Here is a 12484-nt window from a genome sequence, read left to right as displayed (position 1 = left end):
CAGTCCACCACGCGCTCATGATCGGAGTGGTGACTGGGCAGCGCTCGCTTCTCGCGCCGTACAACAGAGTGGTGACGCCCGCACATCCCGTTGCTCGCTGCGCTCGCAACGGAAGGGTCTGCATGGGAAACCGATGGTTCTGATCGCCTCAGCGAGAGCGAAAATGCCTGCAAACCAAGGGTTTTTGTTATGCCCAACGGGGCGCTTGCGCCCCCGGATGTGCGGGTGCCGCCTATCCGTTATACGGGTCGTGATGCGAGCAATGCCCAGTCACCACTCCCCTGGTGGGCGAGTGGTGAACTGCGTCACACTGGCGGTGTGAGCGGCTTTCTTTGCCTACTTTCTTTGCCGCCGCAAAGAAAGTAGGTGCCGCCCCGCACAGGGGCAACGCTAATAGACCGACACGAACTCAAGGAAATGCCAAGAAAAATCCAGCAAAGAAAACCCAGCAAAGCAAACCCGAATCAAAGCCGAATCAAAACCGCCCCAAAACTAACCAGCACACAAGCAGCCAGACGCCGAGCGTTAATATGCTCCTTCATAAAGAGCCACCCAATAACCACAGCAAAAATAGAGGACAACTCACGCAACGCAGAAACGGTAGCAATGGGCAGAAACCTGAACGCCTCGATAACAAGACAATAAGCACAAAGCGCGAGCACGCCAGCGATCATCCCCCGCACCGCATTACCCTTCGACGTAAACATCTGCCCAAACCCACCTCGCAACTTGCAGACCACAAAAAACTGCGGCACGTTCCAGAGCAGATAAACCCACATGATGTAGCTAAGCGGATTCCCAGAGACACGCGCACCGATCCCATCGACAAGCGAATAGACCGCGATAAAAAGGCCGGTAAGGAGAGCCCAAGGCACGCTTTCCCCAGAAAACCGCATGCCGCGCCTAAACGCCAGCGACATAATGCCGACCGAAACGAGCATTACCCCGGCAGCCGCAAGCGCATGCAATTGTTCGTGTGCAAATACCAGTGCGCCCACAGAAATGAGCAACGGAGAGAGCCCACGCGCGATTGGATAGATCTGCCCGAAGTCTCCGCTACGATAAGCACGAACCAGCGTAAAACAATAAGCAAACTCCAGCACCGCCGAAGCAACGATAAAAGGCCAGGCCTCGTGCGCAGGCAGCGGCAGCACACATACGCCGACAGCGCTCACCAGCACATAAGGAATCGAAAACATGCCGAGCAGCCAGACGCGGTCGCCTGAAAGATGAAGGAAGGCATTCCAGCTCGCGTGCATGAGTGCCGAGAGCAAAACCAGCAGGACGACGAAACTTGCCATCAGGAGGAAGAGAAGGGGAGTACGAAGCCGCACACATAAAAGCTGCGGCCACAAGCGTATGGAAGCGACCGATTATTCCAGCGAACGCACGGCGCCGCCATCAATGAAGCCGATGCTGACCAAAAAACGACAATGCGCGAACCACACGGCATGAGCCATGCAATTCGCGCATCGCGAGTGAACCAGCTTGAATCGGCTTGAACCAGCTTGAAAAATCAGGTCACACGCGCACGCAAACGCGCGGAAACCAGGTCGATCGCAGTCACGACGGCAATCACCATGATGAGCACCGCACAAGTCTGCGCATAATCGAACGAGCGGATTTCCTCGTACAGCACGACGCCAATTCCACCCGCGCCCACCATGCCCACCACCATCGCGGATCGCACATTCGATTCGAAGCGATACAGCGCATACGAGATCCACAGCGGCATCACCTGAGGCAGCACGCCGTAAATGATTTCATCGAGCGGAGTCGCGCCTGTCGCCCGCACGCCCTCGGCGGGACGCGGATCGATGGCTTCGACGGCTTCGGCAAAGAGCTTCGCGAGTACGCCTGTCGTATGCACCCACAGCGCCAGCACGCCCGCGAACGGCCCGAGCCCCACCGCCACGATGAACAGCATCGCAAACACCATCTCGTTGATCGCACGGCACGCGTCCATCAGGCGGCGCACCGGATGTAGCACCCACGCCGGCGCGAGATTGTGCGCGGACATCAGCCCGAACGGCACCGCACAGACGATCGCGAGCACCGTGCCCCACAGCGCGACCGCCACCGTTACCCACATTTCGTGGGCGTAGGTGCGCCATTCGGTGAAGTCGGGCGGAAAGAAGCCGCGCGCAAACGTGCCCATGTTCGACGAATCGGCGAGCAGGTCGAGCGGGCGCATGTCCGCGCCCTGCCAGGCTGCGCCGAGCAGTACGAACACGATCGCCCAGAGCGCCAGCGACGACCAGCTGCGTTTGCCCTGCGCAGCAGCAGCGGAGAGCGTGGGCGCCGTCTTTGCCTCGAATTCCATCGAGCTCATCACTGTTTGGCGGCGGCGTCGAGCGCACCGATCTTCGCGTCGATCGCCGCGATCTGGCTCTTGCGGTCGTCGTCGGACAGATGCGTGTCGGCTGTGATCTTCTGCTTTTGCTGGAACAGGGCGACCTGGCGGATCGGCAGCAACTGCGCGTCGGTGGCGGGCGCGAAGCCGGCGTAGCCGGTAATTGCCGCCATCACGGCCTTCTCGCGCGGGTCGGTCTTGGCGTAGTGATAGAAGAAGTCGCGCAGTTTCTGCTTGGTGGCTTCGGGCAAGTCCTTGCGCCACACGAGCGGATCGGACGCAATCAGCGGCGACGTCCACAGCACGCGCACCTGCGCAAAACGATCCGGATGCTTCTTTTGCAGCGTGGAAAGTTCGATGGTGTTATTCGTCGCGATATCGACCTTGTTGTTGACCACAGCGAGCAGGTTCGCTTCGTGGCTCGACGGCAGCACCGTCTTGAAGGTCGTGGCGTTCACGGAAATGCCGTGCTGCGCGAACAGATAGTAGCCCGGAATCAGCGTGCCCGAGGTCGAGTTAGGATCGCCCCAGCCCAGCGTCAGATCCTTAGGATTCTTGAAGACGTCGTCGATCGTCTTCACGCGGCTGTTGACGTTGGTGATGAGCACCGATTTGTAGCCGGCGTCGCCGTTGGCGTAGAGCACTTTCGCGAAGATCTCGCCGTTCGAGCGGTCTACGGCTTCCATCGCCGATGCATTGCCGAAATAGCCGATCTGCACCTTGTTGAAACGCATCGCCTCGATGATGCCGGAATAGTCGGTCGCGAAGAATGCGTTGATGTGCAGGCCGGTCTGGCGGTTCAGGTCGTCGATAAAGGGTTGCCAGCGCTGCTTGAGCACCGCCGACGAATCGGTCGAGATGATGCCGAAGTTCAGGTCTTCCGCGTGAGCGGCCGTTGCGCCGAGCGAGGCGAACGCAACAGCGCCGGCGGCGCACCAGGACAGCATGGAACGGAGCAGTTTCATGTGAGAGGCAATCCGGTTCGTGGGAAAGGGAAAACGTTTGCTTGAACGTAACGGTGAATGCGGCGTTTCAGGCAGCGCGCGGCTGCGCGCCGAAGCGTTGCGTCGCCGCGTGGGCAGCTTCGGGTTCGAGCAGCTCGCGCGCGGCGCTGCCGTAAAGCTGTTGTAAAAGCGCGGGCGTGAGCGCGGCGGAAGGGCCGTCGTACACCACGCGGCCATCGCGCAACGCAACCGTGCGCGGGCAATACTGCATGGCGATATCGACCTGATGCAGCGACACGACCACGGTGAGGCCGTGATTGCGGTTGAGCATGCGCAGCATGTCCATCACACGGCGCGACGATTCGGGGTCGAGCGAGGCGATCGGTTCGTCGGCGAGGATCAGGCGCGCGCGTTGCACCAGCGCGCGGGCGAGCGCGGCGCGCTGCTGCTGGCCACCCGAGAGATTCGCTGCGCGTTCCGCCGCCTTGTCGCCGATGCCCACTTCCGCGAGCGCTGCCGCCGACAGTTCGCGCTCGCTGCGCGGAAAGCGGCCGGTCAGGCGGCGCCACAGTGGCAGGCGAGCGAGTGCGCCGATCAGCACGTTGGTCTCGACGCTCAGGCGATGCACGAGATTGAACTGCTGGAACACGAAGCCGATGTCGCGACGGATGCGGCGCACTTCGCGCACGATGCGGCCGTTCTGCTGGATCGGCCGGCCCAATATTTCGATCTGCGAAGGTTGTGGGTCGGAGGCCACGAAACCGGCGATATGACGCAGCAACGTGGACTTGCCCGAGCCCGATGCGCCGATCAGCGCGACCATTTCGCCCGTACCCACGCGCAGGTTGATTTCATCGAGCGCCTTGCGGCCAGCAGCGGATGCGCCCCCGTTAAAGGTCTTCGAGAGGCGTTCTATACGTATCGCGTCCATCGTGGCGTCCATTCCGATTCGTCATATGAGTCGGGCATGGCGCCGCGAGTCACGGTTGATTCGGTGCCATTCTAGGAAGCGTCTGTGACGGTTGAGTGAAGATGTCGATACGTCTAGATGACTACATATGTTGAAACGCATCGATGCCATGCGGGAAGCCTGTGGATCGACAGAAAAATGTCGTTGAGATGACACCTTTCCTTCCAGATGCATGACATCTGTGTGACGTCGCACACGTGTCACGCCCAATGCACGGCGAAGCGGATATATTGTGGAGCTGACGCGACACAAAACACCCACGAACCGCGCCGCCATGCAGGCATTGAGCTTCCTACCCGACAGCTTCGCGGAATACGAGGACCTGAAAACGCTCCTCGATGCTGGCGCACGCTGGTTCGATATTCGCAGCGCGGGCGATGTCGAGGTGCGTGGGCGGCCGTTCTCGCTTTACGTGGCGTCCGTGGGCTCGCGCGATCCGGCAGCGCCCGCGATCGGTTTCTTCGGCGGGATTCACGGGCTCGAACGCATCGGCTCGCAACTCGTGCTCGATTACATGCGTGCGCTGGTGGGCCGTCTCTCCTGGGACGAACTGCTGATGCGCCAGCTCGAATCGGTGCGGCTCGTGATGATGCCGATCGTCAACCCAGGCGGCATGTGGCTTGCTACCCGCGCCAACCCGAACGGCGTCGACCTCATGCGCAATGCCCCGCAGGACGCCGACGAACGCGTGCCGTTCCTTGCCGGAGGGCAGCGGGTCGGCTCGTGGCTGCCCTGGTATCGCGGGCGGCGCGGCGCGGCGATGGAGACCGAGGCGAGCGCGCTGCTCAGGATCGTCGACGAGGAGCTCGCGCATCGGCCGCTCTCGTTTGCGCTCGATTGCCACTCGGGCTACGGCTGGCGCGACAGCATCTGGTTCCCCTACGCCCGCACGCGACAGCTCATGCGCAACCTGCCCGAGATGTACGTGCTCAAGACCATGTTCGAGCGCGCGCATCCCCATCACGGCTACGCCTTCGAGCCGCAGAGCCATCAATACCTGCTGCACGGCGACCTCTGGGACTGCGCTTACGACCGCGCGCCCGCGAACAATGTGTTCCTGCCGCTCACGCTCGAACTGGGCTCGTGGCTGTGGATCAAGAAGAATCCGCGCCAGTTGTTCTCGCGCCAGGGCATGTTCAACCCGGTGATGCAGCACCGCACGGCGCGCGTGCTGCGTCGCCACGCGAACCTGTTCGATTTCCTCACCCGCGCGGCGTTTTCCTCGGCGCGCTGGCTGCCTGAGGGCATCGCGCGCCAGCAGGTGCTGCAAAGCGCGATCGGGCATTGGTACCAGAACCCACGCGCGCCCGGCTCATGAGTGCGCCATGGATCCTGCTGCGCGGCCTCACGCGCGAGTCGCGCCACTGGGGTGAATTCGCGCCGCTGCTCGCTGAGCGTTGCGGCCAGGTGCTGCCGGTCGATCTGCCGGGCAACGGCACGCTCGCGCCCATACGCTCGCCGCTGGCCGTCGAGGAATACGTGGACGCGGTGCGCGCCGAAGTACAGCGGCTCGGCGCGCGGGCGCCGTACAAGGTGCTGGCGATGTCGCTGGGCGGCATGGTCGCGACGGCCTGGGCGCAGCGCTTTCCCGACGAGCTTGCACAACTCGTGCTCATCAACACGAGCATGCGGCCCTATAGCCGCTTCTACGAGCGCCTGCGGCCGGCTGCATGGCCCGCGCTGCTGCGCGCCGCCTGGCATTGGCAAGCGCGCGCCGGGAACGTGGTTGCCGAGGCCGCCATTCATCGCCGCACCTGCGCGCGCCGCGACACGCTCGCCGCCGATCTGGACGCCTGGCGTGCGATCCGCGCGAGCGCGCCGGTGAGCCGCGCCAACGCCATACGCCAGTTGCTGGCCGCTGCGCGTTACACCGCGACGGGCGTGCCGCGCTGCCCGACCCTCGTGTTGTCGTCGACCAGCGACCGGCTCGTGAATCCGGTGTGCTCGGCGCGTCTCGCGCAAGCATGGGGCGCGCCGCATGCCGTGCATGGCTGGGCGGGGCACGACTTGCCGCACGACGATCCGCACTGGCTGCTCGACGCAATTTGCGAGATGCCGCACGCGAAGGCGTCCATCGACTGATCTGCCTGGTCAGGATGCCTCTCTTTATTTCCGCCTCAATTGAATTCCTGAATGGCGTTTCCTGAATCGAAGTTATCCGATTCAGGAAACGAAGCCCACTCGTGACAATGCTCAGGCCTGAGGGGGAGTCGGCAGTCGCGGAGCGACAGGGAGGTTTCGTGTCGCGAGAAAACGTCTGAACTGGCCGTGCCGTAATTTTCGAAAGATTCCGATATCAACGGTTCGAGCGCCTGACTACGATTCCGGTTGAAGTGTCGATCCGTTAAATACTTGCCAATTCGCCTGCTGGATTGAATGGGTGAAGCTGGAGAGCAGCAGGATCCACTTCAACAAGGCCTATCTTTTTTATCAATCTCATTGAAAACCTGCCTCAGGAAAGGAGGTGGTGTTTCAAGCACTTAATATTAATACGGACAACGAATGAAACTGAATCGACGCGAGATGCAGAACCAGGTCGCACGGCACCGCAAGTCGGCGCGCGCGAGTAAGGCGAATGCCCTGAAGGCCGCGCTGCTGCCGCTCGGCATTGCCCTGGGTTGGCTCGCTACGCCTGGCGTTGCAACGGCTGCGGGCGTCTGCATGACCAATACCAACGGCACCACCTTTGTCGACAACGTCAGCGCGAGCGGGGCCTCGGGCTGCAGCGGCCCGGGCTGGCTCGATGGAACGGTTCAGGGTTCGCAGAACGCCACGCAGATCTATGCGGGCGGCACGCAGATCGACCTTAACGCGAACAAGGGCACCATCACGATGTCTCCGGATGGCGTCGCGGCGCTCACCATGAAGGCAGTGAGCGGCAACGTCCTGCTGTCCGGCGTCGCACCGGGTGCGGTCAACGTTTCCAGTGTGCAGGCGATCAACGGCTCGCAGCTTTACAGCCTCGCCAGCTCGACCGCGAGCGCACTGGGCGGCGGTTCGTCGGTGAACGCAGACGGTTCGGTTTCGGCGCCGCAATACGCGGTGGGTGGCCAGACGTTCAGCAACGCCGGTGACGCGTTCTCGAACCTCGACGGCCGCACGACGGCCAATACGGACGCGATCAGCAACCTGCAAGGCCAGATGGCCGATGCCGTGCTGTACGACTCGTCGGCGCATGATTCGGTCACGTTCGGGGGTGTCGGCGCGACCACGCCGGTCGCCCTGCATAACGTGGCAGCGGGCGTCCTGAGCGCCGTCAGCACCGACGCCGTGAATGGTTCGCAGCTCTACGCAACGAACCAGCAAGTCGCGCAAAACACGAGCGATATCGCTGACCTGCAGACCAACGTCTCGAATCTCGGCGGCCAGATGGCCAATGCGGTTTCGTACGATTCGTCGGCGCACGATTCGGTCACGCTGGGTGGCGTGGGCGCGACCACGCCAGTCGCGTTGCACAACGTGGCGGCCGGCACGGCCGACACCGACGCTGTCAACGTCGGCCAGATGAACGACGCCATCGCGGCTGTTTCGCAGGAGGCCGCCAACGCGGCCAACCCGTTCCTTGCCGCCAACGGCGACCGTGCGACGGAAGGCGCGGTGGCCAGCGGCACGCACGCAACGGCCGTGGGCCCGAACGCCGTGGCGAGCGGCAACCAGGCGACGGCACTGGGCGCCAATGCCAGCGCGAGCGGCGCGAACTCGGTTGCGCTGGGCGCAGGCTCGGTCGCCGATCGCGACAACACGGTGTCGGTGGGCGCGGCTGGCAGCGAGCGCCAGGTCACCAACGTGGCCGCCGGCACGGCCGGCACCGATGCGGTGAACGTCGACCAGCTCAACGCGGCGACGTCGCAATCGCAGGGCTACGTGGACTCGCGTATCGCGGGCGTGCAGAAGCAGGTCAGCGACGTCCAGAAGGCCGCGTTCGGTGCTGCTGCGGCGGCCATGGCGGTGGCGGGCCTGCCGCAGCCGACGCAGCCGGGCAAGACGATGGTCGCCGCTGGCGCCTCGCGTATCGGTGGCCAGACCGGCGCGGCGCTCGGCGTCTCCTATGTCACCGAGAACAACAAGTGGGTCGGCAAGCTCGCTGCGAGCTCCAGCTCGCAGGGCAACACCGGCGTCACCGTGGGAGCGGGCTATCAGTGGTAATGCTACGGGGGTAGCTGAAGGGCGCTGGATCGCCAGTGCCTTTCGTTTGGGGGCCCGGCAGTCGGAAGACTGCCGGGCTCTTTTTCATGGGCCCTGCGCGAGCCTGCGCAGCGGGCGGCCGACCCGCGCCCACTGCGATTCGCCCAATGGGCGATTGCTCCATAATAGGGGACGTTTTTTTCAGCCAGCCCTACCAGGGCACTCTCCCGATACCGCTATGAACGACAGTTCCCCCACTGGCGCCGCCGTGCCGCGCCTCACGAGCCTCTCGCACGGCGGCGGCTGCGGCTGCAAGATCGCGCCGGGTGTGCTGTCCGCGCTGCTCGCGCGCACCACGCCGCTCACTGCCGCCTTCCCGAACCTGCTGGTCGGCACCGAGACTGCCGACGACGCCGCCGTCTACAAGCTCAACGACGAGCAGGCCATCGTCGCGACCACTGACTTCTTCATGCCGATCGTCGACGACCCGTACGACTTCGGCCGCATCGCCGCCACCAACGCGCTCTCGGACGTCTACGCGATGGGCGGCAAGCCCATCCTCGCCCTCGCGCTGGTCGGCATGCCGATCAACGTGCTGCCGCACGACGTGATCGCGCAGGTGCTGCGCGGCGGCGAGGACGTCTGCGCGGCGGCCGGCATTCCCGTCGCGGGCGGCCACTCGATCGACTCGGTCGAGCCGATCTACGGCCTGGCGGCGCTGGGCATCGTGCATCCCGAACGCGTCAAGCGCAACGCCTCCGCACGCGCGGGCGACGTGCTCGTGCTCGGCAAGCCGCTGGGCGTGGGCGTGCTGTCCGCCGCGCTCAAGAAAGACCTGCTCGACGCCGCGGGCTATCAGGCGATGGTCGATGCCGCCACGATGCTCAACAAGCCGGGCGCGCCGCTGGGCGAGCGCGATGGCGTGCACGCGATGACCGACGTGACCGGCTTCGGCCTGCTGGGCCATACGCTCGAAATCGCACGCGGTGCGGGCCTCACGGCGCGCGTGCATTACGCCGACCTGCCCTGGCTGCCGGGCGTGGAAGCCTTCGTCGAGCAGGGGGTCTACACCGGCGCGTCGGGCCGCAACTGGGCTTCGTATGGCAACGGCGTGACGCTTGCGCCGCATCTGCCAGAAACGGCGCGCACGCTGCTGACCGACCCGCAAACGTCGGGTGGCCTGCTGGTCGCCTGTGCGCCGGAAGAGGTCGATGCCGTGCTCGCGCTGTTCCAGGCCGACGGTTTCACGTCGGCATGCGTGATCGGCGAGCTCGTCGAAGGCCCCGCGCGCGTCGAGGTCGTATGAGCGGAGAATCCCCGAAAGCGATTTTTTACGCCCTCGCAGCCAACGCCGGCATTGCGGTCTGCAAATTCGCGGCGGCGGCGTTCACGGGTTCCGGCTCGATGTTCGCCGAGGCGATCCACTCCACCGCCGACTGCGGCAATCAATTGCTGCTGCTGTTCGGCCTGCGCGAGTCGCGCGAGGCGCCCACGCCGCTGCACCCGATGGGCACGGGCCGCGCGATCAACTTCTATTCGCTGCTGGTGGCGCTGCTGTTGTTTTTCGTGGGCGGCGCGTTTTCGGTGTACGAGGGCATTCATCGGCTGATCCTGCGCGAGCCGCTGCAATACGTGTACGTCGCGCTGGGCGTGCTGGGGATTTCCGTGGCGCTCGAAGCGTTTTCGCTTTACGGCGCGATGAAGGAAATCCGCAAGGGCTCGCCGACCAAGTCCCTGTGGCGCTGGGCGCGCGAGACACGCGACTCCGACCTGCTGGTCGTGGCGGGCGAAGATATCGCCGCGCTGGCAGGCCTTGCGATCGCCTTTGCCGCGGTGCTGCTCACGGTGATCACGGGCAATCCCGTGTGGGACGCGTGCGGCTCCATCGCGATCGGCGTGCTGCTCATGCTGATCGCCTGGTTCATCGCGCGCGAAGTGCAGTCGATGATCGTGGGCGAATCCGCGAGCCCGGAAATGCGCCGCGCTATCGAGGCCTATTTGCGCGCGCGTCCCGAGATTCGCAGCATCATCAGCCTCATTACCCTGCAATGGGGCAAGGAGGTGATGGTGGCGGTGCAGTGCGAAATGCTCGACTACGAGCACAGCCGCACGATGGTCGAAGCGATCAACGAGATCGAAGCCGATTTGCAGGCTCGCTTTCCCGTGGTGCGCTGGGTGTTTTTCGAGCCGGACTTCGTGAACCGCTGAAATTTCGCGCGATCCGCGCATGACGACAAGGCCCGGCAGTCGCGAGACTGCCGGGCCTTGTCAATTGCTGGCGCTTAATGGCGGAACGGCGTCCACACCGGCGTGGTGTTGTCCCAGTTGTCGAGTTCAGACGATTGCGGAATCATGATTTGGCATCCTTATCGAAGTGATTGATGAAACTGATTGGGCGCGGCGCTGTTATTCGCCGGCGCGCGCAATGCGCGTCGTGTCGTTGGCGCGGCTTTCCTGCAGCGCGATGCGTTGCGCCTGCGTGCGGCCAATCAGGCTTTGATCGGGGTAGCTGGTCTTGTTGAGCGCGGGCAGCGTGCCGTTGCGATACGCTTCGACGATTTCCGCCTTCACCTGCGCACGCGTCTTCGGTGCACTGTTGTCGACGGCTTGCACACTTTCGACTTGCGCCGTGGTTTGCGCGGCGGCTTGCGTGTCGCTTTGCGGCCCATACGTCCCAGCGCGTCCAATGCCGCCTGCGAAGGCCGATGCGCTGGCAGCGAGCGTGACGATTAGCGTGGCGCCGAGGGTGCTTGCGAGAGTGCGTTTCATGATCTGCTCCTGTGTTGTAGTGCCGCGAGCGCTGGTGCTTGAATCGGGCGTCGTGGCGACAGGTGCAAATGTAGGCAAATGGGCGCGCGCGATAAACGGCTGGAACACGAAAGGAATTGTCGAAATTCCGGAACAATCGGCTTTCAAGCGCTGCGCCAAAGAAAATCGCGCGCCAGCAAGTCCTTGCCCGGCGCGCGATCCAGCGGGGCCAGAACCCCGCGATAAGCTTCGAAACAGACGAAAACCGCTTTAAGCCGCCCACTCCGTAATCACCGGCGTTTCCAGGTTCGGCGCGGATTCGCGCTCTTCCAGCGTGCGCAGCGTGCAGGTCTTGTCGAGCGACCCGCGGCCCGAAAGCAGCGGGCAACGGTCGAACACTTCCGCGATCCAGTCCACGAATACGCGCACTTTCGGCGACAGATGGCGGCTATGCGGATACACCGCCGAAATCGGCATCGGCAGCGGCTTGAAGTCGGGCAGCACCTCGACGAGTTCGCCCGATTTCAGGTGCGGCAGCACCATGTAGCGCGGCGCCTGAATCAGGCCGAAACCTTCGACGCCGCAGGTCACATAGGCGTCCGCATCATTCACGGACACCATGCTCTTGAGCTTGACCTCGACTTCCTTGCCATCGACGAGGAACGCCCAGTCGATCACGCGGCCCGTGCGGCTGGAGAAGTAATTCACGGCGCGATGCTCGGCCAGTTCTTCAAGCGTGCCCGGCGTACCGTGACGCTCCAGATACGCGGGCGACGCGCACGAGACGCCTTCGAACAGGCCAATGCGGCGCGCGACCAGCGACGAATCCTGCAGCGCGCCCACTCGCACCACGCAATCCACGCCTTCCTGCAGCAGGTCGACGGGGCGGTCGGTCAAACCCAGTTGCAAATCGATATCCGGGTAGCGCGTGTGGAATTCGCACAGCGACGGAATCACGATCAGCCGCCCGATCGAACCGGGCATGTCGATACGCAGCTTGCCGTGCGGCTTGCGGTTGCGGTCCTGGAATGTGGTCTCGGTTTCTTCGACGTCCGCAAGAATGCGCACGCAGCGCTCGTAATACGCCGCACCGTCCGGCGTGAGCGAGAGGCGACGCGTCGTGCGGTGCATGAGGCGCACGCCAAGAAACGCTTCGAGATTCTGGATGATCGTCGTGACCGACGCGCGCGGCATGTCGAGCGTTTCCGCGGCGCGGGTGAAGCTGTTGGTGTCCACGACGCGGGTGAACACCTGCATGGCCTGAAGGCGGTCCATTGCCACTCTCCGAAAGACTTCGGGCGCACGCCGCGCGGCGCTCACTGAAGCGCGGCGGGCGACTAAAGG

11 protein-coding genes are annotated in these 12484 nt (G+C 63.8%); 5 read left to right on the top strand and 6 right to left on the bottom strand.

All coding sequences use genetic code 11. The annotated features are described in order from the left end of the window. Positions 1 to 464 precede the first annotated feature (464 nt). The 4 genes from BBA01S_RS14775 to phnC form a co-directional block, all read right to left on the bottom strand. A complete protein-coding gene (locus BBA01S_RS14775; RefSeq protein WP_027817128.1) occupies positions 465 to 1301 on the bottom strand; it encodes an EamA family transporter in 837 nt (278 codons plus the stop codon). A gap of 215 nt (positions 1302 to 1516) precedes the next feature. Continuing rightward, positions 1517 to 2323 carry a phosphonate ABC transporter, permease protein PhnE gene (phnE, locus tag BBA01S_RS14765; protein WP_245641500.1) on the bottom strand — a complete coding sequence of 269 codons (807 nt, stop codon included), beginning with the start codon at positions 2321 to 2323 and terminating at the stop codon, positions 1517 to 1519. A gap of 8 nt (positions 2324 to 2331) precedes the next feature. Continuing rightward, positions 2332 to 3318 carry a phosphonate ABC transporter substrate-binding protein gene (phnD, locus tag BBA01S_RS14760; protein WP_027817126.1) on the bottom strand — a complete coding sequence of 329 codons (987 nt, stop codon included), beginning with the start codon at positions 3316 to 3318 and terminating at the stop codon, positions 2332 to 2334. Positions 3319 to 3385: 67 nt separating this feature from the next. Beyond that, entirely contained in the window at positions 3386 to 4240 is an 855-nt protein-coding gene (gene phnC, locus BBA01S_RS14755) for a phosphonate ABC transporter ATP-binding protein (protein ID WP_174479170.1), read from the bottom strand. A gap of 301 nt (positions 4241 to 4541) precedes the next feature. On the opposite strand from phnC, the gene BBA01S_RS14750 reads away from it, so the two are divergent. The 5 genes from BBA01S_RS14750 to BBA01S_RS14730 all read left to right on the top strand — a co-directional run bounded on the left by BBA01S_RS14750 (position 4542) and on the right by BBA01S_RS14730 (position 10600). Next, positions 4542 to 5585, top strand: coding sequence for a M14 family zinc carboxypeptidase (locus BBA01S_RS14750; protein ID WP_027817124.1), 1044 nt, complete (start codon positions 4542 to 4544; stop codon positions 5583 to 5585). Further along, positions 5582 to 6349, top strand: coding sequence for an alpha/beta fold hydrolase (locus BBA01S_RS41350; RefSeq protein WP_042297155.1), 768 nt, complete (start codon positions 5582 to 5584; stop codon positions 6347 to 6349). Before BBA01S_RS14750 ends, BBA01S_RS41350 begins: the two co-directional genes overlap by 4 nt. Positions 6350 to 6769: 420 nt before the next feature. Beyond that, entirely contained in the window at positions 6770 to 8413 is a 1644-nt protein-coding gene (locus tag BBA01S_RS41345) for a YadA family autotransporter adhesin (protein ID WP_084162167.1), read from the top strand. Positions 8414 to 8630: 217 nt separating this feature from the next. Further along, positions 8631 to 9698, top strand: a complete 1068-nt coding sequence (selD, locus tag BBA01S_RS14735) for a selenide, water dikinase SelD (protein WP_027817123.1) — start codon at positions 8631 to 8633, stop codon at positions 9696 to 9698. Beyond that, on the top strand, positions 9695 to 10600 hold the full coding sequence (locus tag BBA01S_RS14730; protein WP_027817122.1) for a cation diffusion facilitator family transporter: 906 nt from the start codon (positions 9695 to 9697) through the stop codon (positions 10598 to 10600). The genes selD and BBA01S_RS14730 overlap by 4 nt, the downstream gene beginning before the upstream one ends. A gap of 198 nt (positions 10601 to 10798) precedes the next feature. On the opposite strand, the gene BBA01S_RS14725 is transcribed toward BBA01S_RS14730, so the two are convergent. Further along, positions 10799 to 11161: a DUF4148 domain-containing protein gene (locus BBA01S_RS14725; protein ID WP_027817121.1), complete on the bottom strand. Its 363-nt coding sequence runs from the start codon at positions 11159 to 11161 to the stop codon at positions 10799 to 10801. A 249-nt stretch (positions 11162 to 11410) separates the two neighbouring features. Further along, positions 11411 to 12415: a LysR family transcriptional regulator gene (locus tag BBA01S_RS14720; RefSeq protein WP_027817120.1), complete on the bottom strand. Its 1005-nt coding sequence runs from the start codon at positions 12413 to 12415 to the stop codon at positions 11411 to 11413. Between the last annotated feature and the right edge of the window lie 69 nt (positions 12416 to 12484).

The sequence above is a fragment of the Paraburkholderia bannensis NBRC 103871 genome, from assembly GCF_000685015.1.
GTDB lineage: Bacteria > Pseudomonadota > Gammaproteobacteria > Burkholderiales > Burkholderiaceae > Paraburkholderia > Paraburkholderia bannensis.
Note: the sequence above shows the minus strand (reverse complement) of the source record. Positions and strands in the feature narration are given on the sequence as shown.

Excerpts from the sequence above, each read along its gene's own strand:
- BBA01S_RS14775 (WP_027817128.1), bottom strand. The coding sequence starts at position 1,301 with ATGGCAAGTTTCGTCGTCCTGCTGGTTTTGCTCTCGGCACTCATGCAC.
- phnE (WP_245641500.1), bottom strand. The coding sequence starts at position 2,323 with ATGGAATTCGAGGCAAAGACGGCGCCCACGCTCTCCGCTGCTGCTGCG.
- phnD (WP_027817126.1), bottom strand. The coding sequence starts at position 3,318 with ATGAAACTGCTCCGTTCCATGCTGTCCTGGTGCGCCGCCGGCGCTGTT.
- phnC (WP_174479170.1), bottom strand. The coding sequence starts at position 4,240 with ATGGACGCCACGATGGACGCGATACGTATAGAACGCCTCTCGAAGACC.
- BBA01S_RS14750 (WP_027817124.1), top strand. The coding sequence starts at position 4,542 with ATGCAGGCATTGAGCTTCCTACCCGACAGCTTCGCGGAATACGAGGAC.
- BBA01S_RS41350 (WP_042297155.1), top strand. The coding sequence starts at position 5,582 with ATGAGTGCGCCATGGATCCTGCTGCGCGGCCTCACGCGCGAGTCGCGC.
- BBA01S_RS41345 (WP_084162167.1), top strand. The coding sequence starts at position 6,770 with ATGAAACTGAATCGACGCGAGATGCAGAACCAGGTCGCACGGCACCGC.
- selD (WP_027817123.1), top strand. The coding sequence starts at position 8,631 with ATGAACGACAGTTCCCCCACTGGCGCCGCCGTGCCGCGCCTCACGAGC.
- BBA01S_RS14730 (WP_027817122.1), top strand. The coding sequence starts at position 9,695 with ATGAGCGGAGAATCCCCGAAAGCGATTTTTTACGCCCTCGCAGCCAAC.
- BBA01S_RS14725 (WP_027817121.1), bottom strand. The coding sequence starts at position 11,161 with ATGAAACGCACTCTCGCAAGCACCCTCGGCGCCACGCTAATCGTCACG.
- BBA01S_RS14720 (WP_027817120.1), bottom strand. The coding sequence starts at position 12,415 with ATGGACCGCCTTCAGGCCATGCAGGTGTTCACCCGCGTCGTGGACACC.